Source organism: Telluria sp. LT2P80 (assembly GCF_059685955.1).
Map to the genome: position 1 here is coordinate 414,887 of NZ_JCASIO010000001.1, position 25,231 is coordinate 440,117.

The following is a 25,231-nucleotide window of genomic DNA, read 5'->3' on the forward strand; positions in this document are numbered from 1 at the left end:
CCTTTCATTTTGCCGACAGATTTTCAGGTGCTGTCGTTCACCTCTCACCACGGGCCGTTCACGAGCAGAACAGCCTTGCAACAACAAACAAACTGCTCAAAAACGAAAAATGCCCGCGACAGAGAACTGGCGCAGGCATCTTCAGACTTAAACCGTCTGGCGCAAACGAATTACTTACGCAGGCCCAGTTTGGCGATCAGGTCGCGGTAACGGTTCAGATCCTTGTTCTTCAGGTACGACAGCAGGCTCTTACGACGGTTGACCATCATGATCAGACCACGACGCGAGTGGTGATCTTTCTGGTGGGCCTTGAAGTGGCCGTTCAGGTCGTTGATGCGTGCGGTCAGCAGTGCAACTTGCACTTCTGGCGAACCGGTGTCTTTTTCGCCGCGTGCGTTGTCCGCGATAATCGCGGCTTTGTTCAGAGTTTCTACGGTCATGATGTTACCTTTCACATGCGGTGCAAGAGTCGGAACCCAGCGCACCGTGATTGATTGAATGCCTGCCCGGATTCGGACAGACCGGCAAGTATAGTGCAAATCGCGGGTACCCACCAGCGTTTGCCTGCCCTGCCGCCACGTAAAGGACAAAATAATGCACCCAATGATGAAAATAACAACGCTGGCCGCCACGCTGCTGCTGGCGGCGTGCGCCACCCGCCCTGCCCCGCTGCCGGGCGAAACAGCCGATGTGGTCCAGGCCAAGCTTGGCAAGCCGACGTCCATCTATGTCGATCCCGATGGCGCGGCGCGCTCGCTCGAATACGCGACGGGGCCGATGGGCCAGTACACGTGGATGGCACGCCTTGGTTCCGATGGGCGCCTGACGGCCTACGAGCAGGTGCTGACTGGCGAAAAATTTGCCACGCTCAAGGTCGACCAGGCCACCAAGGAGCAGGTATTGCGCACGATCGGGCGCCCTGCCGAACGCTCGCGCGTGGCGATGCAGAACTACGAGGTGTGGTCGTATCGCTACAAGGAGGCTGGTGTCTGGAACTCGATGATGCACGTTCACTTCGACGAACAGGGCGTCGTGCGCCAGATGATGAACGGCCCGGACCCGATGTACGAGCCAAGGGAACGCAGCCCCTGGTAGGGGCTGCTGCATGAAAAACGCCTAGCGCGCGGGTGGCAGCTTGCGCCCGCCGTCGCTGTGCACGAAGTCTTCGATCGCGTCGAGCGACGGCGCCAGGCGGCGCAGCGAGCTCGATAGCGTTGCGAGCAGCGTGACGTGGTTCACGCCAGTAAAGCTCACTTCGCGCACCGGCACACCCGTCGCACGCAGCCGGTCCGCCAGCGCGCCCGTGTTGCGCTCCGGGTCGACTGTCGAATCGTTGCGCGCCGCGATCAACAGCGCAGGCGGCGCATTGACCGTCACGTGGTTGATCGGCTGCGAATCGCGCGGCGTATCCGGGTACAGAAAGACCGGGCGCGTCGTTTCATTTTCGACGGGCAGGAAGTTGTACGGGCCGGCCATGCCGATCCAGCCACGCAGGATGCTCGGGGCCGTGCCCTGCGCCCGCAACCAGCGCGGGTCGAGCGCCAGCATTGCCGCGTTGTAGGCGCCGGCACTGTGGCCCATCGCATAGATGCGCTTCGGATCGCCGCCATAGGCCTTGATGCGGCGCGATGTCCAGGCCAGCGCTTCGGCGCTGTCGGTCAGGAAGTCCGGATAGCGTACCTGCGGGTACAGGCGGTAGTCGGGAATGACTACGACGAAACCACGCGCCGCCAGCGCGCGGCCGACGAAGGCATAGTCGCCCCGCTCGCCATTGACCCAGTTGCCACCGTAGTAGAACACGATGACGGGCGCCGGGCCGGTCCAGTTTTCAGGGCGGTAGATGTCGAGTACGTGGCGCGGATTGGTGCCGTAGGCGGCCGAGGCCACCGTGCGCGTGGCGCCGCTTGGCGAGACCGCATTGACCAGCGACAGCGGCGAGCAGGCCGCAAGGAGTCCTGACAGCAGCAGGACGGTGGCGGCGCAGGCGGCAAAGTAAGGAGCTCTCATGGTTCAGGCAGCCTGTGATCAGCGGTGGAGGTCGTCGTCGGCGTCGTCGAGCGGGATGATGCTGACCCGCTTGCCCTTTGCACGCTGCCACACATACACGGCGTAACCCGACAGGCCGTAGATCACGAAGATCGGCCACAGTACCTTGGGCGGATCGATCGCCAGCAGCGCCAGCACCAGTGCAATCAGGAACACGGCGATGAACGGCACCGACTTGCGGAAGTTGATGTCCTTGAAGCTGTAGAACGGCACGTTGGACACCATCGTCAGGCCGGCGAAGACCGTGATGCCCCACGACACCCACTCGACCTTGCGCGGGATGACGCTGATATCGGGATCGATCATCATCATGATGAAGCCGATCACGAGCGCCGCCGCCGCCGGGCTGGGCAAGCCCTGGAAGAAGCGCTTGTCGACCACTTCGATATTGGTATTGAAGCGTGCCAGGCGCAAGGCGGCGCAGGCGCAATAGATGAAGGCGGCGACCCAGCCGACCTTGCCAAGGCCGTTGAGCGACCATTCGTACATTACCAGCGCCGGCGCAGCGCCGAACGAGACCATGTCGGCCAGGCTGTCGTACTGGGCGCCGAATTCGGATTGGGTATTGGTCAGGCGCGCGATGCGCCCGTCCAGGCCGTCGAGGATCATTGCGATGAACACGGCCCAGCAAGCCTGGTCGAAACGCTGGTTCATCGCCATGACGATGGCGTAGAAGCCACAGAACAGCGCCGCGGTGGTAAAGGCATTGGGCAGCAGGTAGATGCCGCGGCTGCGCTCACCGGCCGCGCGTGCTTGCGTACGGGGCGCGAAACGCTTTTTCAGGCGGGAGAATCGTGGACCCTTGGGCGGGGTCCCTGGCTTTCTTCTTCGTGGAAAAGTTGGCATAAGCAATCGTATTCAAGTGAGCCGCCGAGCGACTGTTCCCAGCCATTATAGAGGCGGGACCCGTGTTAGCGAAACACTACGCTAACCCAGCTGGCAATTGCATGGCGCCTACTTGAAGGCGCAGTCAACGTTAAATAGAGCCAAGCCATGAACTGATGAGCGGTTTCGTGGTCCAACGCCGGTCCCCAGCGTCAGGAATCGCTCATGAAAGCGCCCCGTTTCAAGAACTGGTTTGCCAAGCTGTCAGCGCTAAATCAGCCACAGCGCCGCCAAGTGCTCGACGCCCTGCATCCCGCAGCCGGCCTCGACCAGGTGGTCGCGCTGATCGCGCAGACCAGAGCGCCAGCGCGCTGCTGCCCCAGCTGTGGCAACGAATGCTGCAATCGCCACGGATACGCCAACGACCTGCAGCGCTTTCGCTGTTGCGCCTGTGGCCGCACTTTCAACGACCTGAGCGGCACGCCGCTGGCGCGACTCAGGCACAAGGCCAAATGGCTCGCGTATTCGCAGGTGTTGCTCGATTCTCTGTACGTACGCAAGGGCGCAGACCGGATCGGGGTGCACCGCAACACGGCATTCCGGTGGCGCCACCGCTTTCTCGATTGGGTCAAGCTCGACCGGCCCCTATCGCTCAATGGCATCGTGGAGGCCGATGAGACATTCCTGCTCGAATCGCAAAAAGGATCACGCACGCTCGACCGGCCGCCACGCCGACGGGGCGGCCACGCCCCCAAACGTGGCATTTCCCGCCACCTCGATTGCATCCTGGTGGCGCGCGACCGGAATGGCCGCACCATCGATGCCGTCACCGGCCGTGGCGCACTGACGGCCGCGCAACTCGAACGCTATTTGCTGCCCAGACTTGATCCGCAGGCGCTCCTGGTCAGCGACAGCCACGCTGCATACCGGGCCTTTGCACGCATGCACAGGATTGCGCACGAGACAGTCAATCTGCACGCTGGCGTGCGCGTCAGGCATTCGGGTAGCCGCGCCATCCACGTACAGAACGTGAACGCGTACCACGGGCGCTTCAAGGCCTGGCTACTGGGCTTTCGCGGGGTGGCATCGCGCTATTTGCCCAACTACCTTGGGTGGCGCTGGGCACTGGATGGCGGGCGGGTCAGTTCAGCAGAACAATTGTTTTGCATCGCAATCAGCGTCATCAACAGACAACGCTGACTGCGCCTTACTTGAGGCGCAGTCAACGTTAAATAGAGCAAAGCGGTGAACTGATGAGCGGTTTCGTGGTCCAACGCCGGTCCCCAGCGTCAGGAATCGCTCATGAAAGCGCCCCGTTTCAAGAACTGGTTTGCCAAGCTGTCAGCGCTAAATCAGCCACAGCGCCGTCAGGTGCTCGACGCCCTGCGTCCCGCAGCCGGCCTCGACCAGGTGGTCGCGCTGATCGCGCAGGCAAGAGCGCCAGCGCGCTGCTGCCCCAGCTGTGGCAACGAACGCTGCAATCGCCACGGATACGCCAACGACCTGCAGCGCTTTCGCTGTTGCGCCTGTGGCCGCACTTTCAACGACCTGAGCGGCACGCCGCTGGCGCGACTCAGGCACAAGGCCAAATGGCTCGCGTATTCGCAGGTGTTGCTCGATTCTCTGTCCGTACGCAAGGGCGCAGACCGGATCGGGGTGCACCGCAACACGGCATTCCGGTGGCGCCACCGCTTTCTCGATTGGGTCAAGCTCGACCGGCCTCTATCGCTCAATGGCATCGTGGAGGCCGATGAGACATTCCTGCTCGAATCGCAAAAAGGATCACGCACGCTCGACCGGCCGCCACGCCGACGGGGCGGCCACGCCCCCAAACGTGGCATTTCCCGCCACCTCGATTGCATCCTGGTGGCGCGCGACCGGAATGGCCGCACCATCGATGCCGTCACTGGCCGTGGCGCACTGACGGCCGCGCAACTCGAACGCGATTTGCTGCCCAGACTTGATCCGCAGGCACTCTTGGTCAGCGACAGCCACGCCGCGTACCGCGCCTTTGCACGCAAGCACAGGATTGCGCACGAGACGGTTAACCTGCGCGCCGGCGTTCGCGTCAGGCATTCGGGTAGCCGCGCCATCCACGTACAGAACGTGAACGCGTACCACGGGCGCTTCAAGGCCTGGCTACTGGGCTTTCGCGGGGTGGCATCGCGCTATTTGCCCAACTACCTTGGGTGGCGCTGAGCACTGGATGGCGGGAGGGTCAGTTCAGCAGAACAATTGTTTTGCATCGCAATCGGCGTCATCAACAGACAACGCTGACTGCGCCTTACTTGAACTTGACCTTGCCTACCAGGCGCATCTGCAGCGTGGTTTCGCCTGGCTCGAAGCTCGGTTCGGCCGCGCCGTCATCCATCTCGCGCTTGGCGCTCGAGCGCATCATCATGGCCGGCGCACCTTGCGCGTCGCCCGCATAATTGCCCGAGCCTTCGAAGTCGACCGTATCGAGGACGGCGTCGCCCGGCTGGCGACCCATTGCCTTGGCGATCGAGACGATGCGCTCGTTCAGGTTCTGATACGTGGCGGCGATGCGCTGGTCATCGAGGCGCTTTTCGGTCGCCGGGGTCAGGCCGAAGTTGATGTTATTGATCTGCAAGACCTTCTGCGCGGCAGCGGCCGTTTTCGGCAGTGCGGCCAGGTTCGTGGTCTTGACTTCCAGGTACTGGCCGACGCGCCAGGCGATCGGCACCGGCTTGACTGGCGCAACCACGCGCCCGACCGGCTGTGGCTGCACTTCCGGGTACACCGGGTACGTGTAGTAACCCTGGGTTTTCAGTTCGGCTTTCGGATCGGCGCGGCGCACGATCTCGGTGCCCTCTTTCATCTTGCGGTTGACGCGGTCGGCGGCGGCGTTCTTGTCCTTGTCGTGTTCTTCGACGGCGAACGTGATCGTCGCTTCGTCATTGGCGTGCTTGACTTCGCCGAAGGCGGGAACGATGACCATGGTGCCGGTGGTCGCAGTCGACGGCGCGGTCTGCGCCTGGGCAGCGCTGAAGGCCAGCACGAGGGCGGCGGCGACGAGGGATTTGGTGAATGCCATTCTTGTTCTCCTGTGGGTTGCGACGTATGTCCGGCGTAGTTATACGATACCGTGCACAGGGAAAACATCGGTAATTTGTAATGGACAGTTGCAAATGAGTAGCTTTTGACGTGGTTTGTAACAACCGGCGCCCCATGAAAAACGGCGCCCGAAGGCGCCGTTCCTGTCCACTAGCGCGAACTTAGTTCTTCGACTGATCCACCAGCTTGTTCTTCGCAATCCACGGCATCATCGCGCGCAGCTTCGCGCCGACTTCTTCGATCGGATGCTCGGCCGTCAGGCGACGGCGCGAGATCAGCGTCGGTGCGCCGGCCTTGTTTTCCAGGATGAAGCTCTTGGCGTATTCGCCGGTCTGGATGTCCTTCAGGCACTGGCGCATCGCGTTCTTGGTGTCTTCGGTCACGACGCGCGGGCCGGTGACGTATTCGCCGTATTCCGCGTTGTTCGAGATCGAGTAGTTCATGTTGGCGATGCCGCCTTCATAGATCAGGTCAACGATCAGCTTGAGTTCGTGCAGGCACTCGAAGTACGCCATCTCCGGCGCGTAGCCGGCTTCGGTCAGCGTCTCGAAGCCCGCCTTGATCAGTTCGACCGCGCCACCGCACAGCACGGCCTGCTCGCCGAACAGGTCGGTCTCGGTTTCTTCGCGGAAGTTGGTCTCGATGATGCCGGCGCGGCCGCCGCCGTTGGCCATCGCGTACGACATGGCGATATCACGGGCGGCGCCCGATTTGTCCTGGTACACGGCGATCAGGTGCGGCACGCCGCCACCTTGCGTGTAGGTGCCGCGCACCGTGTGGCCCGGCGCTTTCGGCGCGACCATGATCACGTCGAGGTCGGCGCGTGGGACGACCTGGCCATAGTGCACGTTGAAGCCGTGGGCGAAGGCCAGCACGGCGCCCTGCTTGGCGTTTGGCTCGATGTTCTGCTTGTAGACTTCGGCGATGTTTTCGTCTGGCAGCAGGATCATGATGACGTCGGCGTTCTTCACTGCTTCATCGACTTCCGCCACTTTCAGGCCGGCTTGCTCGACCTTGCCCCACGAAGCGCCGCCGCGGCGCAGGCCGACGGTGACATTGACGCCCGATTCGCTCAGATTCTGTGCATGCGCGTGGCCTTGCGAGCCGTAACCGATGATGGCAACGTTCTTGCCCTTGATGAGGGAGAGGTCGCAGTCCTTGTCGTAGAAAACGTTCATTTTTTTGTCCTGTTATTTAATTTGAATTGTGTAATGTTGAGCGTTGCTCAAACTTTCAGAATGCGTTCGCCGCGGCCGATGCCCGAACCGCCGGTGCGCACCGTCTCGAGGATCGAGGCGCGGTCGATGGCGTCGATGAAGGCATCCAGTTTCGATTTGGCGCCGGTCAGCTCGATCGTGTAGGTCTTTTCGGTGACGTCGATGACGCGGCCACGGAAGATATCGGCGGTGCGCTTCATTTCTTCGCGCTCCTTGCCGACCGCCCGTACCTTGATCAGCATGAGCTCGCGCTCGATGTGCTGGCCTTCGGTCAGGTCGACCACCTTGACAACCTCGATCAGGCGGTTCAGGTGCTTCGTGATCTGCTCGATGATGTCGTCCGAGCCGGACGTCACGATCGTCATGCGCGACAGCGTTGCGTCTTCGGTCGGCGCCACGGTCAGCGTTTCGATGTTGTAGCCGCGCGCCGAGAACAGGCCAACCACGCGTGACAGCGCACCGGCTTCATTCTCCAGCAGGACAGAAATAATATGGCGCATTTACAGGTCCTCCGAGCCGAGCAGCATTTCGTTCAGGCCGCGGCCCGCCTTGACCATTGGCCACACGTTTTCACTCTGGTCGGTAATGAAGTTCATGAATACCAGGCGGTCTTTCATGGCGAATGCATCGCGCAGCGCGCCATCGACATCGCCCGGTTTCTCGATCTTCATGCCGACGTGGCCATAGGCCTCGGCCAGCTTTTCAAAGTCGGGCAGCGAATCCATGTACGACTCGGAATAACGCGAGCCGTAATCGATCTGCTGCCACTGGCGGACCATGCCCAGGAAGCGGTTGTTGAGCAGGATGATCTTCGGCGTCAGGTGGTATTGCTTGCAGGTGGCAAGCTCCTGGATGCACATCTGGATCGAACCTTCGCCGGTGACACACGCCACGGTGGCATCCGGATTGGCCATTTGCACGCCCATCGCGAACGGCAGGCCCACACCCATCGTGCCCAGGCCACCGGAATTGATCCAGCGGCGCGGCTTGTCGAACGGGTAGTACTGGGCAGCCCACATCTGGTGCTGGCCGACGTCGGACGTGATGAACGCGTCGCCATCGGTGACCTTGTGCAGCTGCTGGATCACGGACTGCGGCTTGATCAGCGTATCCGAGCTTGCATACGCCAGACAGTCGCGGCCACGCCACTCGGCGATCTGCTTCCACCAGCTTTGCAGCGCAGGCGCATTCGCGTGACCAGTACCGGCCTCGAGCTGCGAGAGCAGTTCGATCAGCACGTCCTTGACGTTGCCGACGATCGGGATATCCACTTTCACGCGCTTGGAAATCGACGACGGGTCGATGTCAATATGGATGATCTTGCGTGGATGCGAAGCGAAGTGCTTCGGGTTGCCGATCACGCGGTCGTCGAAGCGGGCACCAATGGCGATCAACACGTCGCAGTGCTGCATCGCCATGTTCGCTTCATACGTGCCATGCATGCCCGGCATGCCGACGAAGTGCGGATCGGACGAACGCGACCCGCCCAGGCCCATCAGCGTATTCGTGATCGGGAAGCCGGTCGTCTCGACCATGCGGTTGAGCTCATTCGAGGCATTGGCCAGGATGACGCCGCCGCCCGCATAGATCATCGGCCGCTCGGCGTTCTGCAGCAGCGCAACCGCTTTGCGGATCTGGCCGGCATGGCCCTTGTCAACTGGACGGTACGAGCGCATCTCGATCTCGCGCGGGTACTCGAACAGGCATTTGTTGACCGTGATGTCCTTCGGAATATCGACCAGCACGGGACCGGGCCGGCCAGTGCGGGCGATGAAGAAGGCTTTCTTGATCGTTGACGCCAGATCACGCACGTCCTTGACCAGGAAGTTGTGCTTGACCACCGGACGGGTGATGCCGACCGTATCGCATTCCTGGAACGCATCCTGGCCGATCGCGTGGCTCGGCACCTGGCCGGAGATCACGACCATCGGTACCGAGTCCATATAAGCGGTCGACAAGCCGGTGACGGCATTGGTGACGCCCGGACCGGACGTGACGAGGGCAACGCCCACGGTGTTCGAGCTGCGCGAATAGGCGTCGGCGGCATGCACCGCGGCTTGTTCGTGGCGAACGAGAACGTGCTGGAATTTATCTTGCTGGAAGATCGCGTCGTAGATATACAGAACCGCGCCGCCCGGATAACCGAAGACGTGCTTGACGCCCTCTTCTGCCAGACAACGGACAACGATTTCAGCGCCCGTGATGGGGACTGTTGGATCGAAACTCATAACCATTCCTTTCAAAACCCATAGGGTTGATTGATCGGATGCTCGTTCCTGGCGATATGCGTGCTGCGCTTACAACCCTCAGGCTCCACTTCTTTCTGCGTGCACGTCGATGGTTCGGGTCGCCGTAGGGACCGTGCGCATTGACGCTGGGCGCAACTCGTTAGGCTTGAGTGTTTGTAGCGGTTGGACGCATCTCTCGCGCTTGTGGCACGGGTCGGAGCAAACTGCCTACAAATGAAAGCGTGCCATGGCGGACGGGGCGTTGTGGGCGACTCCCGCATGACGTTGATGCTTTGAGGGTGCAAAGCGTGAGGAACACCATACCGCGCCGCACCATTCTGGTCAAGCTTTGTCTTTCGACAAGGTGCGACCATGGTTGGCGGAATAGCTGCAGGACGCTCTCACAGGGTGGCTGCTGCAGCCAAAGCACCGCACTGCGTCGTAGCGCGCAGGGTGCTGACCCGCTCGTTTTTGGTGCAAGTCACGTGCACGTGTTGTAAATCGGGCGCAACGCAGTAAAATTTGATCTATTGCTACATGGAAATCATGTCCCAAAGAAAAAAACGCTTATGATTATTGCCTCGGAAATGCCGTTTTTTTTGCTCACCTTCTGCCCCGGATTCAGCTATGCAAGCGCCCCACGACAATCTTCAGGAAATGGCCATGGCCGCGATGACGGCCATCGACCGCGCACAGGCGGTGATCGAGTTCGATCTCGAAGGCCGCATCCTGCACGCCAACCGCAATTTCCTGCTCACCCTCGGTTACGAGCAGGATCAGGTCATCGGGCGCCAGCATGCAATGTTCTGCGATCCCGCCTATCAGCGCTCGCCCGAATACAAGATGTTCTGGCACAGCCTGGCCAAGGGCGAGTTCCACACGGGCGAATTCAAGCGTATCCGCAGCGACGGCGCACCGGTCTGGATCCAGGCCACTTACAGCCCGATCTTTGACGCCGACGGCAAGCCGGTCAAGGTGGTCAAGTTCGCCACCGACATCACCGAGCAGAAGCTGCTGGCCGCCGAATCGCGCGGCAAGCTCGACGCGATCGGACGCTCGCAGGCAGTCATTGAATTCGATATGCGCGGCAATGTCTTGTCCGCTAACGAAAACTTCTTGCGCACCATGGGTTATACCGAAGACGAGATCGTCGGCTGCCACCACACGCTGTTCTGCGACCCGGAACTGGCCAAAAGCGCCGAATACCGCCACTTCTGGGCCGATCTGGGCCAGGGCCGGTTCCAGGCCGGACGCTTCCAGCGCCGTGGCAAGCACGCCGCTGATATCTGGATCCAGGCCACCTACAATCCGATCCTCGATGCCACCGGCAAACCATACAAGGTCGTCAAGTTCGCGATGGACGTGACGGCCCAGGTACGGCGCGAAGAACTGGTGAGCACCAAGATCGACGCCATCGGTACGGCACTTGACGGCCTGGGCCGCTCGATCACCACAATCGCCGACGGCGCGCGTGACTCCGCCGCGATGGCCGCGCGTACCCAGGACGGTGCGGCCAGCGGCAGCCGCCTGCTGGAACGCTCCAAGGGCGCCATGCAAGCCATCCAGACGTCGTCTGGCGACGTGCGCGAAATCATCGACACCATCACGAGCATCGCCGGCCAGACCCACTTGCTGGCCTTTAATGCCGCGATCGAAGCGGCGCGCGCAGGCGAACATGGGCGCGGCTTTTCGGTGGTGGCCAACGAAGTGCGCAAGCTGGCCGAGAAATCGGCACTGGCGGCGCGCGAAATATCCAAGCTGATCAACGAGACAGTCAGCCGCGTTGACGAAGGCACCCGCCTGGCCGGCGATGTGGAAGATGCATTCGAGCGCATCCTTGAGTCGGTCGCCGCTACCAGCAGTTCGATTGCAGGCATTGGCAGTGCCACCCACCATCAGGCCGACTCCACCCGCGATGCTTCACGCCTGCTGGCCGAGCTCGAGGCAGTGGCGCGCGAGCGCTAGGCCATGCCGGCCACTTGCAGCGCGCCGCTGACGCTGGCGCGCATCCGGATCGGCGAGGTCGGGATCGGCGTACGGATCGAGGCCGTGCTCCAGGCCCTGCCATTGCCGGCGACCCTCGGTCGCCTGCCCCTGCGCACCCACGCCCTGCTCGGCATGGTCGACCACGACGGCATGGCCGTGCCGGTGGTCGACCTGGCGCGCTGGCTCGACGTCGGCGCGGCGCCGGCGGGCGCCGTCCCGCAACTGCTGTTGCTGCGCGACGGGGACCGCACGGTCGGCCTGCGCGTCGATGCGCTCGAGGAACTGGTCGAGGTCGAGGCAGCGGCGCTGCAGCGCCTGCATCACGGCGACGATCCGGACGATGTGTTTCATAGCGCCGTGCCGGTCGGGAACGGCGTGCTTCTGAGCCTGCTGGAAGTGACCCGGCTGACCGATCTGGCGCTGTGCTGGAGCACGGACCCGGCGGCCACCACGGCCGCTGCGTCCGCTTCCCCGCCCGTGGCCGACACGCTGCAACGCACCTGCTACGCGCTGCTCGACACTGGCCACGGCCTGATCGGCGTGCCGCCGGCCGCGCTGGCCGAAGTGCTGGCCTTGCCGCCGCTGACGCACATCGGCAGCAGCGCCTGGTGCCGCTGGAACGACAGCCAGCTCGCGCTGATTGCCAGCACAGCGCTGTTCCAGGCGCCTGGCGTCGACACGCGCGTCGCTGCTGCGCCCCTGCTCGCCGTGCTGCAGCAGGCAGACCTGACGCTTGGCGTGCCAGTGCAGGCCGTTCTGCGGCTCGAGGAATTCGGTCCAGGCGTGCCCAGCACGGACGGGGTTGGCGAGAACGTGATCGATGCCAGCGGCGCCACGGTGCTGCTGGTCGATGTCGCGCGCCTGCTGGCGCGGCATCCCGAGGCGGCGCTGGCGCGCGGCGACAGCGTCACGTCCACCGCCAGTACCAGCGCCGGCACCGGCACCGGCAATGCCGAAGCCTATGTCGTGTTCGATGCCGCCGGCCTGCAGGCGCTGCCGCTCGCGGCGATCGAACAGATCGTGCCGCTGGACGCACCGTCCGGCACGACGATGGCCTGGCATGGCGCGGCCATCCCGCTGATCGACCTGCGCGGGGATGCGCCAGGCACGGACGGCGCGGATGGCACGGTACTGGTGGCGCACGGCACGCAGGGGCTTGCCGGTCACGTCGTGCGCAGCGTGCAGTCCCTGATTCCTGCGGGGGCCGGCCGCATGTTCAACATGGGCGCTGACGGCACCGAGTTCATCATGACCGACGACGGCGGACAGAAAGCCACTTACCGGATTGCGTCACTGGGCTCTGCAACGGGCATGCCGCAAGGGGGAACTGACCCCGCCCATCTGCCTATCAGGCACGGTGGTCCCGATGCAGCGGGCATGGCAGAACCGGCGGCTGAGCGATTCCGATGCAGGCCGGATGGTTTTTTGCTAGGATGCGACAGTTTTCCCTAAAGCACGACCCACTTGCGCGCCTCCCCCTGAACCTGCATGGCCACAGACAAAGAACTTAACGACTTTCTGCAGAATGTCGAACGGCGCGCGTTCAAGCAGGCGGTCTATGCGGTTCGCAAGGACGAATCGGCGCTGGACATCGTGCAGGACGCGATGATCAAGCTCGCCGAAAAATACGGCGACAAGCCGGCAGCCGAGCTGCCGATGCTGTTCCAGCGCATCCTGCAGACGACGATCCTCGATTACTTCCGCCGCGAGAAAGTGCGCAATACCTGGGTCAGCCTGTTCTCGGGCTTCGGGCGGGGCGACGGAAACGACGATGATGACTTTGATATACTCGCCTCACTCGAGGCCGAGCAGGGTTCGGCGGCCGCAGAGTCGAGCGCGGACCAGGTCGAGCGTACCCAGACCTTGCGCTTGATCGATGACGAAGTACAAAAACTCCCGACGCGTCAACGGGAAGCCTTCCTCATGCGTTACTGGCAAGATATGGACGTCGCCGAAACGGCGGCAGCAATGGGATGCTCGGAGGGCAGCGTCAAAACGCATTGCTCGCGCGCTACCCACGCCCTCGCGGCAGCGCTCCAGGCCAAGGGAATCACACTATGAACATCGACGACATCAATCTGGCGTACAAGATACGCCACGCGCTGGACGAACAGCTCGACCACCTGCCGGCCTCGACGGTTGACAGGCTGGCCGCCGCACGCGCGGCGGCTATGGCGCGCAAGAAGCCTGACGCCAGGGCCGGCTTCGGCTGGCGCGGGCTGGGTGCATTTCTTGCCGGGCCGGCCGTGTCGCGCCTGGCCATCGCCGTGCCGCTCCTGGCACTGGTCATTGGCATGGGCGGCTTCTACGAGCATGAACAACAGCAGCAACTGGCCGCACTGGCTGACATCGACGCCGCTGTGCTGGCCGACGAATTGCCGCTGACGGCCTATCTCGACCCGGGTTTCAACGCCTATCTGGAGTCGCAGCAGCGCCAGCAATGACCAAGAAGAACGTCTCGAGATCGCGTTTCCCCGTGCTGAAGACCGTCATCGGCGTGGTGGCCGCTGCTGCGCTGGCCTGGGTGATCGTCGATCGCCTCGAGACGCCGTCCATCCTGCCGGCAGCCACCGAGACGATCGCGAGCGTGCGCCCGCTGCGCAAGGCCCCTGACAAGCCGCTGTGGCGCGACCTGAGCAGTGCGCAACAAGTGGCGCTTGCACCGCTCGCGCCCGAATGGGACCGCATGGAAGGCGCGCGCAAGCGCCGCTGGATCGAGGTCTCGGCCCGCTTTGCCTCGATGGCCCCGGCCGAGCAGCAACGCGTGCAGGAACGCATGCGCCAGTGGATGAAACTCACGCCCCAGCAGCGTGACCTGGCGCGCGAGAACTTCAGCAAGACCAACAAGCTGGCCCAGGGCGACAAGGCCGCCAACTGGGAAAACTACAAGCAGCTGTCGGCCGAAGAAAAGCGCAAGCTGGCCAGCAAGCCCTCCACGCTGCAAAAGAGCGCGCCGATCGCGTTGCCGGACGCGCCGCAACTGGTCGTGCCGATGCCGTGCGCGGCAAACACGACGCGCCGCGGCGCCGAGTGCGTGCTGATCGGCACGCCCGATACGCCGCCGCCGTCGGCGATTGCCGTCGTACCGGCGCCTGTTGCGCCAACACCGAGCACCGTGCCGCCGCTCGCGCCTGCCGCGGCAGCGCCCGCAAATGGCGGCGCTGTCGCCACATCAGGCGTCCAGCCCGGTACCGCGCAGGCCGCCAATGCCGGCAACTGAGCCGCCGGTCATGCTGCCCGAGGCTGCGCTGGCGGCCGCCGGCACGCCCACGATCAGGCGGCGCCTGGCCGTCATGATCTATGAATTCTTCCTGCTGTTCGCGGTCGAGATGCTGGCCGTCCTGCTGTATCTGCTCGTTACCGGCAACCGCCAGGATCCCCTCTTCCAGCATGGTCTGAAGGTGTACCTGTTCGTGATCACGGGCCTGTACTTCACCTGGTGCTGGCGCGACAGCGGGCACACGCTGGCGATGAAGACCTGGCGCATCAAGCTCGTGAAGCCGGGCCATGCCCGCCTGCCCTGGCGCGTCGCCATCGTGCGCTACCTGGCCGCCTGGGGCTGGTTCGCGCCCGCGCTGATCGTCTGCGCGGCCTTCGGGCTGCATGCGAAGGCCGACATCGCGATCGCACTCGCACTCGGCGTTGCTGCCTGGGCAGCAACGGCCTGGCTCGACCGCGACCGGCAGTTCCTGCATGACCGCCTGGCGGGCACGCGCCAGATCGGCCTGCCGAAGCCCATGTCCGGTGAGGGTAACGGCAAGGGAAACGGCAAGGGCAAGCTGCCCTGACACGCCCGAGCCGGCGCGACCCGATAATCGTCGCATCAAGACGGCCACGCTGTGACATCATGCGGTTCCAACAACAAACATCAGTCCACGTGCGCTTTGTCTTCCACTGCGCACGGTACGTTCCCCGAATCAGAATTAGAAGCAGAATCAGCCAGCATGCCCGACACCCGTTTCCAGGCCCTGTTCGAACAGGCGCCAATCAGCATCCAGATCCTCGCGCCATCCGGGCACACCACGCGTGTCAACAAGGCATGGGAAAGCCTGTGGCAGATCCACGAAGGCACGCCGCTGATGGCGTACGTGCTGGGCGACTACAACGTGCTGCACGATCCGCAACTGGCCGACAACGGCATCGGCGCGCTGCTGGCGCGGGCGCTGCAGGGGGAACCGGTTGAATTGCCGGCTGCGCTGTACGACGTCAGCGCGCTCGATGGTCACGGTCCGAAGCGCTGGGTGACGGCGAAGGCGCGGCCCATCAAGGACAAGGCCGGCAACACGCTTGAAGTGATGCTCATGCACGAGGACATCACCGAGCGCATGGCGGCCGACAGTGCGCTGCGCCTGCGCGAGCAGCGCTTCCGCTCGCTCGTGATGGCCACGTCGCAGATCGTCTGGTCGAATACCCCGGATGGCCGCGTGCTGGAAGACTCGCCGTCCTGGCGCGCCTATACCGGCCAGACCTACGACGAATGGAAGGATTTCGGCTGGGTCGATGCCCTGCACCCCGACGATCGCGCACCGGCCCAGTCTCTGTGGCTGGCCTGCGTTGCCGCGCGCTCGGTGTTCGAGACAAAATACCGGCTGCGCAGCGCCGACGGCAGCTACCGCTGGACCGCGGTCAAGGGCATCCCGATCCTGGCCGACGACGGCACGATCCGCGAGTGGATCGGCGCCAACAGCGACATTCACGACATGATCTCGGCCGAGCTCGAACTGGCCCAGCGGCTCGACCGCGAAAAACGCAACAGCGCCCTGCTGGCCAAGGTCGCGCAGGCAGCCCGCACGCTGCACACGGTGCTGGCGGCCGAAGACATCGCGCAGGCGCTGGTGACGGCCGTGCGCGACATCCTGCAGACCCACCAGGCAGTTGTTTCGCTGACCGAAGCGGGCGGCTGGACGCAGGCCATCAACGCCGTCTCGCTGTCGGACAAGTACGCTGCTTACCGTGGTTACGATGCAAAGACGGACGGCTCCGGGATCTACGCACAGGTGTGCCGCGACAACCGCGTGATGCGCCTCACGCAAGCGCAGCTCGAAGCGCATCCGGCCTGGCGCGGCTTTGGCGAGCATGCCGGTGCGCATCCGGTGCTGCGCGGCTGGCTGGCCGTGCCGCTGATCGACCGCATGGGCAAGAACATCGGCCTGATCCAGGCATCCGACCGGTTCGAGGGCGACTTCACGGACGAGGACGAAGCCATTCTCGTGCAACTGGCGTCGATCGCCGCCACCGGTTTCGAGAATGCGCGGCTGTACGGTTCGCTGCAGGATCAGGACCGTCGCAAGGACGAGTTTCTGGCCATGCTGGCGCACGAATTGCGCAACCCGCTGGCGCCGATCGCTGCGGCCGCAGAGATGCTCAAGTTCGGCACCGCCAACGAAGAACGGGTACGGCGCTCGAGCGAAGTGATCAGCCGCCAGGTGCGCCACATGACGTCGCTGGTCGACGACCTGCTCGACGTGTCGCGCGTCACCCGCGGCCTGATCAAGCTGGACCGGGCGCTGCTCGACCCGATGCAGCTCGTGGCCAATGCCGTCGAGCAGTCGCAGCCATTGATCACGGCGCGCGGCCATACGCTGAGCGTGACGGGCGACGCCGCCGGCGCCCACATCGCTGGCGACGCGCACCGCCTGGTCCAGGTGCTGGCCAACCTGCTCAACAACGCAGCGAAGTACACGTCCCACGGCGGACGCATTGCGTTGACGGTGGCGCGCGAAGCGCAGACCGTGACTATCACCGTGCACGACAACGGGGTTGGCATCGATGCGTCGCTGTTGCCGCGCATGTTCGACCTGTTCACCCAGGCCGAACGCTCGCCGGACCGGGCCCAGGGCGGCCTCGGTATCGGGCTGGCCCTGGTCAGGAGCATCATCGACCTGCATGGCGGCGACGTCATCGCCGCCAGCGATGGTATCGGCCGCGGCAGCACCTTCACGGTCCGTCTTGCCATTGCCGACACGGTCACCGGCGCCGTCGATGCAACGGATGCGCTGCGCTTGCAACAGCGTTAACTTGTCACGCGGAATTCGAAATACGTCGTCGCAGGAATACCCCAATAATTGAACGGTCTACGAACTCGTCAATTATTGAATAAGGGTACGCCATGCACCAATCACATCTTCGTGTCGTCATCATGGGCGGCTCCAGCGGCATCGGCGCCGCTACCGCCATCGCCTTCGCCCGCCAGGGCGCCCACCTCGTGCTCGGCGCGCGCGGCAAGGACGGCCTTGACGACATCGCCCAGCGCTGCCGCCAGGCTGGCGGCCATGCCGACGTGCTGGTCGTCGACGCTACCGATGCCGACGCGGTGGCCGCGTTCGCACAGGATGCACGCGACCTTCTCGGCCAGATCGACCTCTGGTTCAGCAATGTGGGCAGTGGCGTCGTCGGCAAGTTCGCCGATGTCCCGATCGCGCACCATCGCCAGGTGATCGAGACCAACCTGATCACGCACATGAACGACGCGCACGCCGTGATCCCGATTTTCCTGGAGCAGAATTACGGCATCTGGGTCAACATGATTTCGTCGGGCGGCTTCGTCGCCACCCCGTACGCAGCGGCCTACGGCGCCAGCAAATTCGGGCTGCGCGGCTTCAGCGAAGCGCTGCGCGCCGAACTGGGCAAGAAGCGCGACATCCATGTGTGCGACATCTACCCGTCCTTCGTCGACACGCCGGGCTTCAAGCACGCTGCCAACTATACGGGCGCCAAGCTGTCGTATCCGCCGGGCGTGCTGGCCCCTGAAAAAGTGGCCAATGCCGTCGTCGCCCTGGTGCGCAAGCCGCGCGCCGTCACGCTGCTGGGCGCGCCCGATGTGACCAAAAAGCTCACGCAACTGGCGCCCGACCTGCTGGCATCCGGCATGAACCGCTTCATGGAAACCTGGGCCAAACGTGCTGACCCCACCGAAGACACGGTGGGCGCATTGTACGAGCCGCAGCAGGGCGCCAGCGGCGTGCACAGCGGCATGGTGAAGCGCCCTGCCCCTGCCCCTGCTAGAGCGCGGCGCGACGTGCAGCCTCGCGTGCCATCGAATGACAACACGCTCGCCGTGGGCGCCGTGCTGATCGCGGCCGCCGTCGGCCTCTCCTTGCTGGGCAAACGCTCTGACAATTAATACGTTAGGTTGACCTGCATGACGGCAGTCGTTCCGCTGACCTCGTTACCGACGATCAGCAACGGCTTGCCGTTGGGCGACTTGTGCGCCGGGATAAACGTCAAGCCTTCCGGTCCCAGGTAGCCCTTGTCGCCATCACGCGTGTTCAGGTAGGTCACGAACGACGCCGACGCCGGCTACGTGATGTCGTAGACCATCACGCCGCCGATGCGCTCCAGGCCGACAAACGCATACTGCTTGTCGCCGAACTTGCCGACCACGACGCCTTCCGGCTCCGGGCCTTTCGAGCCACTGCGGTCTTCCAGATTGTTGTTGTCGTTGCTGGCGTTGAAACGTGCGTTCGGCAGCGTGCTGGTGCGGCGCTCGAATTCGTCGCCCGAGTCGTAGACGCGCTTGATGTCGGTGTCCCAGATCGAGAACGACCGCCCGCCAAACGTGTACAGCTCGGTGCACTGGCCGGCCGCGTTCTTGCCGGTCATGCCACCGCCGTTGGGCGTTGTCGTCACGCGCAGCCGGCCCAGATTCGAGTCGAACGTCGCGTTGCCGGCGTTAGGGAACACGCTCGGGTCCAGCCCTGCCGTGCAATGGGCGCGGATGCGCGTCTCTTCATTGAAGCCCGGCCAGTCGGCGCGGGCGTCGCCCTCATTCGCGGTCAGCAGGTAATGCTTGCCATCGACCGTGTAGCCGGCAATCGCGTCCGGCAGGTACATGCCCTTGACGGGCTGCGGGCCGATCTTCGTGGCCGGCGTGCCGCTGTTGGTATTGGTGCCGCCATCTTCGTCCGATGCGTCCATACCGAAACCGGCGACATTGTGGTCCTTGAAGCCGAGCGGCTTGATCGACGTGACCTTCGCGCTCGCCACATCGACGATGGCAATGGCATTGTTTTCCTGCAGCGTGACCCAGGCCGTCTTGCCGTCTTCGCTGACGGTGATGTATTCCGGCTCGAAGTCCTGCGCCGCCGTGGCGTTGGGACCAAAGATGCGGATGCCCTGCGCGCGCAGCGCCGTTTCCTGGCCATTGAAGCTGCGAAAGTCTGCGGTGGCGACACTTGGTGCACCGCCGCGATTCACGGTGATGATGCTGACCGCGCCTTCCGGATCGCTGGTAGCGGCCACGCCATAGCCGCTTGGCTCGCCTTCATTCGCGACCAGCACCTTGCTGCCGTGAGGCGTGAACACCAGCATGTCGGGCAGCGCGCCGACTTTGACACTGTTGATCAACTTGAGGTCGGCCGCATTGTAGAACGCCACGGTGCCCGGGTCGGTCTTGACCGCCGCTTCGATGGCAAGTGCGACCAGGCCGTCATGCACGGCGACGCTGTTGACGGCCTTGCCGATGCCGGCGACGCTGATCGTGCCCAGCAGCTTGGGCGCATTCGGCGCGCTCAGGTCCAGCACGTCGACGGTGCCATTCGCGCCGTTGACGACGAACAGGCGCTTGCTGGCCGCATCGTAGGCGGTGATCTCGGCCGCGCCGACGGCGCCGCCGTTGTAGCTGCCGATTTTTTCCAGCGTCAGTGTGGTGGGCGTCGGTTCGTCGTCATGGTCGCCGCCGCAGGCAGCAAGCGTGCAGGCCAGCGCAATTGTGGCAATCATCGGAAGGTAGCGGGTGGTAGCAGGAACAGCAGGGGCACGGCGCAGCATGATGGTCGGTTTTCCAGGGATGAAAAACCGCCAGCATAGGACGCGCCGATGACAGCAGCATGACATGTCATCAACACGTTCCCCGTCACCGGATCAGAACTGGTCGGTGTCGCGCAGGAAGCGCCAGCCGCCGGCCGGCATCGGGCCCATCGAGATGCGGCCGATGCGCAGGCGGCGCAGTGCGGTCACGCGCAGGCCCACGTCGCCGCACAGGCGCTCGATCTGGCCGCGCTGGATGTTCTTGCCGGCGATGCGCAGGCGCTGCTCGCTCTGCCAGCTGGCCTTGAACATGCGGCCAAGCTTGGCCATGCCATTGTCGGCTATCTGACCGTCGACCTCGACGACGTATTCGGACTCGTTGCGCGATGCATCGTCGACCAGCTTGCGGATCACGCGGAAATCCTGGCTGAACACGATCAGGCCCGAGGCCATGGTTTCCAGCGGCGTGGCGGCCGTGGTCTTGAACAGGTGCCGGCGCAGGAACGGCTTGCCGCGCCCGTGTTCCAGCACCTGGTTCTCGGCGGTGATGCTCGCGAGCGCCGCCTCGATTTCCATGCCGGCCGGCTTGTGCATCAGGATCGTTACCGGGTCCGGTTCGACCGGCGTCGCGCCGGGCAGCAGCTCGACCTTTTGCTCCGGCGTGACGCGGGTGGCGGGATCTTCGGCCACGGCGCCGTCGACGCTGACCCAGCCGCCGGCAATGTAACGCTCGGCATCGGCGCGCGAGCACCCTGCCACGTCGGCCACGCGCTTGGCCAGGCGGATTGCTTCTTCAGTTGTCATGCACGCCAATCAGTAAAAAATGCGGTGAAGACGTCGACCGTGCGCTGAACATCGCGCGCGGAGACATCGAGGTGCGTCACGAGACGCATTCTGGGACCGACCGTGGCGCGGATCTGCGCCCGTTCGAGCGCCGCGCGCAGCGGTGCGCAGGCGCCAGCCGGCACGTCGATCCAGAAGATATTCGTTTGCGGGGTACTGACGGTGAGCGCCGGGATCAGGGCCAGGCCGCGCGCCAGTTCAGCGGCATTGTCATGGTCCTGCGCCAGCAGCGCGACATTGTGTTCGAGCGCGTAATGCGCGGCAGCGGCGATCACGCCGGCCTGGCGCATGCCGCCGCCCAGCATCTTGCGCCAGCGCTTGCCCTGTTCGATGAAGGCCTTCGGACCCAGCAACACCGAGCCGACCGGCGCGCCCAGGCCCTTGGACAGGCAGACCGAGACGGTATCAAAACCCTTGACGGCGTCCGCCAGGCTGATGCCCTGCTTGACGGCCGCATTGCAGATGCGCGCGCCGTCCAGGTGCGTGGCCAGGCCCTTCTCATGGGCCAGCGTCGTGGCCGCAGCCACGTACTCCTGGCTCAGCACACGGCCGCCGATCGTGTTTTCCAGCGCCAGCAGGCGCGTACGCGCGAAGTGCATGTCGTCGGGCTTGATATAGGCCTCGATATCGGCAAGCAGGATCGAGCCGTCCGGCTGGTTGGCGATTGGCTGCGGCTGGATGCTGCCCAGCACTGCGGCGCCGCCGCCTTCGTATTTGTAGGTGTGCGCTTCCTGGCCGACCAGGTATTCGTCGCCGCGGCCGCAGTGCGTCATCAGGGCGATCAGATTGGTCTGCGTGCCGCTCGGGGCGAACATGCCGGCCTCGTAACCGAACAGCTCCGCCGCGTAATCCTGCAGGCGGTTGACGGTAGGGTCATCGCCATACACATCGTCGCCGACGCCCGCAGCCACCATCGTGGCGCGCATCGCGGCGCTTGGCTGCGTCACCGTGTCGCTGCGCAGGTCGATCCAGCCTTGCGTGTTGTCGCTCATGCTTGTTGTCACTCCGTGGTGGCGGCTTGTGGGGCGTAGAAACGTTCGGTCATTTCTGCCAGGCCCAGTTCACCCAGCACCTCGTGCAGGCGTTCGGTCGGGCGACGGCGCGGCAGGTTCTTGTAGGTGGCGATGATCAGCTCGTTCTTCATCGAGTGCTCCCAGCCCACCAGCTCGGTCACGGTGACCTGGTAGCCATGCGCCTCGAGCTGCAGGCAGCGCAGCACATTGGTGATCTGGCTGCCGAATTCGCGCGTGTGGATCGGGTGGCGCCAGATTTCGGTCAGCGCGCTGCGTTTCACGTCCTTGCCTTTGTTCTTGCGCAGGACGGTGGCGACTTCGGCCTGGCAGCACGGCACCAGCACCATGTGCTTCGCGTTCTTCTTGAGCGCGAAGTCGATGGCGTCATCGGTGGCGGTATTGCAGGCGTGCAGCGCCGTGACGATGTCGATTGTTTCCGGCAACGCACTCGACGTGGTCGATTCGGCCACCGACAGCGGCAGGAATGACATGCCCTTGAAACCCAGGCGCGCGGCCAGCTCGGTCGATTTGGTGACCAGCTCTTCGCGCGTCTCGATGCCGTAGATGTGCGAACCCTCGGTTTGGGCTTTCACGAACAGGTCGTACAGGATGAAGCCGAGGTAGGATTTGCCGGCGCCATGGTCTACCAGCGACACGCTGCCCTTCGCCCCTTGCACATCGCGCAGCAGCGGCTCGATGAAGTTATACAGGTGGTAGACCTGCTTGAGCTTGCGGCGGCTGTCCTGATTCAACTTGCCGTCGCGGGTCAGGATGTGCAGCTCTTTGAGCAGCTCGATCGACTGGCCCGGGCGAACCTCGGGTGGCAGCTCCGGCGCAGCCTGGGCTTTCTTGACGTTCTCGACACGCTTCATGAAGATCAGTGGTTCTTTTCGGCGGCGTGGTTGATCGTGTACTTCGGAATCTCGACGACGAGGTCTTCGTCAGCGACGATCGCCTGGCACGACAGGCGCGAATTGGGCTCCAGGCCCCAGGCCTTGTCGAGCATGTCTTCTTCCTGCTCTTGCTGTTCGTTCAGCGAATTGAAGCCTTCGCGCACGATCACGTGGCAGGTGGTGCAGGCGCAGACGCGGTCGCACGCGTGTTCGATGTCGATGTCGTTCTCGAGCAGGACGTCGCAGACCGATTTGCCGCTTGGCGCGTCAAGCACGGCGCCTTCTGGGCACAGCACGGGATGGGGAAGGATGACGATTTGTGGCACTTGGATTACCTCGGTTGATTGTTGTATTTGTGCGGGTGTGCAGATCAGATTTCGTCCAGCGACTTGCCCGACAATGCCTTGCGCACGCTCTTGTCCATGCGGCGCGCCGCGAATTCTTCGGTGCCATGCGCCAGCGCCTGGACTGCATCGTGCACCGCGTTCTGGCGCAGGCCCGGTTCGAGCGCAGTATCGTTCGACATCGCCACCGCGTCGCGCACCAGTTGCAGCTGCGCAGCAATCGTGGCCTGCTCGTCGGGCGACAGCAGATCGGTATCGCTGTCCAGCGCCGACTGCGTCGCCAGCAGGATGCGCTCGGCCTCGACCTGCTCTTCGCGCAGTGCGCGCATCTGCATGTCGCTCGAGGCCGACGTGTACGACTCCTGCAGCATGCGCGCCACCTGATCGTCCGCCAGGCCATACGACGGCTTGACCGTGATCGATGCCTCGACGCCCGAGCGCATTTCGCGCGCGGCCACGGCCAGCAAGCCATCGGCGTCGACCTGGTAGGTCACGCGGATGCGCGCCGCACCGGCCGCCATCGGCGGGATGCCGCGCAGCTCGAAGCGCGCCAGCGAGCGGCAATCCGACACCAGCTCGCGCTCGCCCTGCACCACGTGCACTGCCAGCGCCGTCTGGCCATCCTTGAAGGTCGTGAATTCCTGCGCGCGCGCGACCGGAATCGTCGAGTTGCGCGGAATGATTTTTTCGACCAGGCCGCCCATCGTCTCGATGCCCAGCGACAGCGGGGTCACGTCCAGCAGCAGCCAGTCTTCGCCATCGGCGCGGTTGCCGGCCAGCAGATTGGCCTGGATCGCCGCGCCCAATGCCACCACGCGGTCCGGGTCGATATTGGCGTGCGGGATGGTCTGGAAGAATTCCGATACGGCCCGCCGCACATGCGGCATGCGCGTCGCGCCGCCGACCATGACCACGCCGTCGACGTCTTCGACGCTCGTATCGGCATCGCGCATCGCCTTGCGGATCGCGTTCATCGTCTTGCCGACCAGGTGCTTGGTGATCTCGACGAACTCGCTGGCCGTGATCGTTACCTGCACCAGCTCGCCCGATTTCAGGATCGCCTCGATCGTCGTTTCTTCGTTCGTCGACAGCAGTTCCTTGGCCTGGCGGGCCTTGACCATCAGCGTCGCGGTGTCCTGGTCCGACAGCGGCGCCAGGCGCGCCTTTTCCATGATCCAGCAGAACAGGCGATGGTCGAAATCGTCGCCGCCCAGCGCCGAGTCGCCGCCGGTGGACAGCACTTCGAACACGCCTTTTGACAGCTTGAGGATCGAGATGTCAAACGTGCCGCCGCCCAGGTCATACACGGCGTACACGCCTTCCTTGCCCTGGTCGAGGCCATATGCGATGGCGGCGGCGGTCGGCTCGGACAGCAGGCGCAGGACGTTCAGGCCGGCCAGCTGGGCCGCATCCTTGGTTGCCTGGCGCTGGGCATCGTCGAAGTACGCCGGCACCGTGATCACGGCACCGACCAGGTCGTCGCCCAGCGAATCTTCGGCGCGCTGGCGCAGCGTGGCCAGAATCTGGGCCGAGATTTCGACGGGGCTTTTCACGCCGGCGACGGTGTTCAGCTGAACCATGCCCTCGCCATCGACGAAGTCGTACGGCATGTTCTCCGCATGCGTGATGTCTTTCAGCCCGCGGCCCATGAAGCGCTTGACCGAGACGATCGTGTTCTTCGGGTCGGTGGTCTGGTGCGCGCGCGCCTTGTAGCCGATATGCGCGTGGCCGTTGTCCAGGTAGCGCACGATCGACGGCAGCAGCGAACGGCCCTCCTCGTCGCTGAGCACTTCAGGGCTGCCGCTGCGAACGGTGGCGACGAGCGAATTGGTGGTACCCAGGTCGATGCCCACGGCCAGGCGGTGCTGGTGCGGGGCGGTGGACATGCCGGGTTCGGCGATTTGGAGGAGTGCCATAGTCGTGATACCAGTGTTATTTTTGCGTGCCGGGATGGTGCGGACGCTATTTTACGCGTCCGGCCGGAATAGCGTGGCGTTGCGTGACGTGGCGTGG

At 64.0% G+C, this 25,231-nt stretch carries 24 protein-coding genes and 1 pseudogene; 11 read left to right on the forward strand and 14 right to left on the reverse strand.

Annotated features, from left to right (window positions below; all coding sequences use genetic code 11):
* Window positions 1–170: 170 nt before the first annotated feature.
* Window positions 171–440 carry a 30S ribosomal protein S15 gene (rpsO, locus tag AC56LW_RS01865; RefSeq protein WP_183555352.1) on the reverse strand — a complete coding sequence of 90 codons (270 nt, stop codon included), beginning with the start codon at window positions 438–440 and terminating at the stop codon, window positions 171–173.
* A gap of 163 nt (window positions 441–603) precedes the next feature.
* Here rpsO and bamE point away from each other — a divergent pair, with 163 nt between their 5' ends.
* Complete coding sequence (gene bamE / locus AC56LW_RS01870; protein ID WP_332531166.1) at window positions 604–1,095, forward strand: outer membrane protein assembly factor BamE domain-containing protein; 492 nt, start codon at window positions 604–606, stop codon at window positions 1,093–1,095.
* A 21-nt stretch (window positions 1,096–1,116) separates the two neighbouring features.
* Here bamE and AC56LW_RS01875 read toward each other — a convergent pair whose 3' ends face one another.
* Window positions 1,117–2,007, reverse strand: coding sequence for an alpha/beta hydrolase (locus tag AC56LW_RS01875; RefSeq protein ID WP_499631073.1), 891 nt, complete (start codon window positions 2,005–2,007; stop codon window positions 1,117–1,119).
* An 18-nt stretch (window positions 2,008–2,025) separates the two neighbouring features.
* Entirely contained in the window at window positions 2,026–2,892 is an 867-nt protein-coding gene (gene pssA / locus AC56LW_RS01880; RefSeq protein WP_332531001.1) for a CDP-diacylglycerol--serine O-phosphatidyltransferase, read from the reverse strand.
* Window positions 2,893–3,096: 204 nt separating this feature from the next.
* Between pssA and AC56LW_RS01885 the strand changes: the two genes are divergently transcribed.
* Together AC56LW_RS01885 and AC56LW_RS01890 are read left to right on the forward strand one after the other, a co-directional pair.
* Window positions 3,097–4,071 carry an IS1595 family transposase gene (locus tag AC56LW_RS01885; RefSeq protein WP_499631077.1) on the forward strand — a complete coding sequence of 325 codons (975 nt, stop codon included), beginning with the start codon at window positions 3,097–3,099 and terminating at the stop codon, window positions 4,069–4,071.
* Between the two features lie 102 nt (window positions 4,072–4,173).
* Window positions 4,174–5,067, forward strand: a pseudogene (locus tag AC56LW_RS01890) (IS1595 family transposase); the annotation flags it as partial.
* Window positions 5,068–5,155: 88 nt separating this feature from the next.
* Here AC56LW_RS01890 and AC56LW_RS01895 read toward each other — a convergent pair.
* From AC56LW_RS01895 to AC56LW_RS01910, 4 genes are all read right to left on the reverse strand, one after another.
* Complete coding sequence (locus AC56LW_RS01895; protein ID WP_499631080.1) at window positions 5,156–5,926, reverse strand: SIMPL domain-containing protein; 771 nt, start codon at window positions 5,924–5,926, stop codon at window positions 5,156–5,158.
* 181 nt (window positions 5,927–6,107) lie between these two features.
* Window positions 6,108–7,124, reverse strand: coding sequence for a ketol-acid reductoisomerase (gene ilvC, locus AC56LW_RS01900; protein ID WP_183555357.1), 1,017 nt, complete (start codon window positions 7,122–7,124; stop codon window positions 6,108–6,110).
* A 47-nt stretch (window positions 7,125–7,171) separates the two neighbouring features.
* Window positions 7,172–7,663, reverse strand: coding sequence for an acetolactate synthase small subunit (gene ilvN / locus AC56LW_RS01905; protein ID WP_183555358.1), 492 nt, complete (start codon window positions 7,661–7,663; stop codon window positions 7,172–7,174).
* The gene (locus AC56LW_RS01910; protein ID WP_499631083.1) at window positions 7,664–9,391 is read right to left on the reverse strand and encodes an acetolactate synthase 3 catalytic subunit; all 1,728 of its coding nucleotides are present in this window, start codon (window positions 9,389–9,391) and stop codon (window positions 7,664–7,666) included.
* A 627-nt stretch (window positions 9,392–10,018) separates the two neighbouring features.
* Here AC56LW_RS01910 and AC56LW_RS01915 point away from each other — a divergent pair.
* From AC56LW_RS01915 to AC56LW_RS01950, 8 genes are all read left to right on the forward strand, one after another.
* Window positions 10,019–11,356 carry a methyl-accepting chemotaxis protein gene (locus AC56LW_RS01915; RefSeq protein ID WP_499631086.1) on the forward strand — a complete coding sequence of 446 codons (1,338 nt, stop codon included), beginning with the start codon at window positions 10,019–10,021 and terminating at the stop codon, window positions 11,354–11,356.
* A gap of 3 nt (window positions 11,357–11,359) precedes the next feature.
* On the forward strand, window positions 11,360–12,829 hold the full coding sequence (locus AC56LW_RS01920) for a chemotaxis protein CheW (RefSeq protein ID WP_499631089.1): 1,470 nt from the start codon (window positions 11,360–11,362) through the stop codon (window positions 12,827–12,829).
* 36 nt (window positions 12,830–12,865) lie between these two features.
* A complete protein-coding gene (locus AC56LW_RS01925; RefSeq protein ID WP_183555366.1) occupies window positions 12,866–13,438 on the forward strand; it encodes an RNA polymerase sigma factor in 573 nt (190 codons plus the stop codon).
* Window positions 13,435–13,821 (forward strand): DUF3619 family protein, encoded by a 387-nt coding sequence (locus tag AC56LW_RS01930; RefSeq protein WP_332530991.1) that lies wholly within the window; start codon window positions 13,435–13,437, stop codon window positions 13,819–13,821. The genes AC56LW_RS01925 and AC56LW_RS01930 overlap by 4 nt, the downstream gene beginning before the upstream one ends.
* Window positions 13,818–14,597, forward strand: a complete 780-nt coding sequence (locus AC56LW_RS01935) for a DUF3106 domain-containing protein (RefSeq protein ID WP_499631092.1) — start codon at window positions 13,818–13,820, stop codon at window positions 14,595–14,597. The genes AC56LW_RS01930 and AC56LW_RS01935 overlap by 4 nt, the downstream gene beginning before the upstream one ends.
* The gene (locus AC56LW_RS01940; RefSeq protein ID WP_499631094.1) at window positions 14,584–15,165 is read left to right on the forward strand and encodes an RDD family protein; all 582 of its coding nucleotides are present in this window, start codon (window positions 14,584–14,586) and stop codon (window positions 15,163–15,165) included. Before AC56LW_RS01935 ends, AC56LW_RS01940 begins: the two co-directional genes overlap by 14 nt.
* A 156-nt stretch (window positions 15,166–15,321) precedes the next feature.
* On the forward strand, window positions 15,322–17,394 hold the full coding sequence (locus tag AC56LW_RS01945) for a PAS domain-containing sensor histidine kinase (RefSeq protein WP_499631097.1): 2,073 nt from the start codon (window positions 15,322–15,324) through the stop codon (window positions 17,392–17,394).
* A gap of 92 nt (window positions 17,395–17,486) precedes the next feature.
* Window positions 17,487–18,500, forward strand: a complete 1,014-nt coding sequence (locus AC56LW_RS01950; protein ID WP_499631100.1) for an SDR family oxidoreductase — start codon at window positions 17,487–17,489, stop codon at window positions 18,498–18,500.
* Here AC56LW_RS01950 and AC56LW_RS01955 read toward each other — a convergent pair.
* From AC56LW_RS01955 to hscA, 7 genes are all read right to left on the reverse strand, one after another.
* On the reverse strand, window positions 18,497–18,658 hold the full coding sequence (locus AC56LW_RS01955) for a hypothetical protein (RefSeq protein ID WP_499631103.1): 162 nt from the start codon (window positions 18,656–18,658) through the stop codon (window positions 18,497–18,499). The two genes, AC56LW_RS01950 and AC56LW_RS01955, sit on opposite strands and share 4 nt — an antisense overlap.
* 18 nt (window positions 18,659–18,676) lie before the next feature.
* On the reverse strand, window positions 18,677–20,146 hold the full coding sequence (locus AC56LW_RS01960) for a choice-of-anchor I family protein (protein WP_499631106.1): 1,470 nt from the start codon (window positions 20,144–20,146) through the stop codon (window positions 18,677–18,679).
* Between the two features lie 93 nt (window positions 20,147–20,239).
* Complete coding sequence (locus tag AC56LW_RS01965; protein ID WP_499455025.1) at window positions 20,240–20,929, reverse strand: RNA pseudouridine synthase; 690 nt, start codon at window positions 20,927–20,929, stop codon at window positions 20,240–20,242.
* Window positions 20,926–21,960: a low-specificity L-threonine aldolase gene (gene ltaE / locus AC56LW_RS01970; protein WP_499631109.1), complete on the reverse strand. Its 1,035-nt coding sequence runs from the start codon at window positions 21,958–21,960 to the stop codon at window positions 20,926–20,928. Before ltaE ends, AC56LW_RS01965 begins: the two co-directional genes overlap by 4 nt.
* Before the next feature lie 8 nt (window positions 21,961–21,968).
* Window positions 21,969–22,853 carry a class I SAM-dependent methyltransferase gene (locus AC56LW_RS01975; protein WP_499631112.1) on the reverse strand — a complete coding sequence of 295 codons (885 nt, stop codon included), beginning with the start codon at window positions 22,851–22,853 and terminating at the stop codon, window positions 21,969–21,971.
* Window positions 22,854–22,858: 5 nt separating this feature from the next.
* Window positions 22,859–23,200, reverse strand: coding sequence for an ISC system 2Fe-2S type ferredoxin (gene fdx, locus AC56LW_RS01980; protein ID WP_183555376.1), 342 nt, complete (start codon window positions 23,198–23,200; stop codon window positions 22,859–22,861).
* Window positions 23,201–23,244: 44 nt separating this feature from the next.
* Window positions 23,245–25,134, reverse strand: coding sequence for a Fe-S protein assembly chaperone HscA (gene hscA / locus AC56LW_RS01985; RefSeq protein ID WP_499631115.1), 1,890 nt, complete (start codon window positions 25,132–25,134; stop codon window positions 23,245–23,247).
* Window positions 25,135–25,231 lie beyond the last annotated feature (97 nt).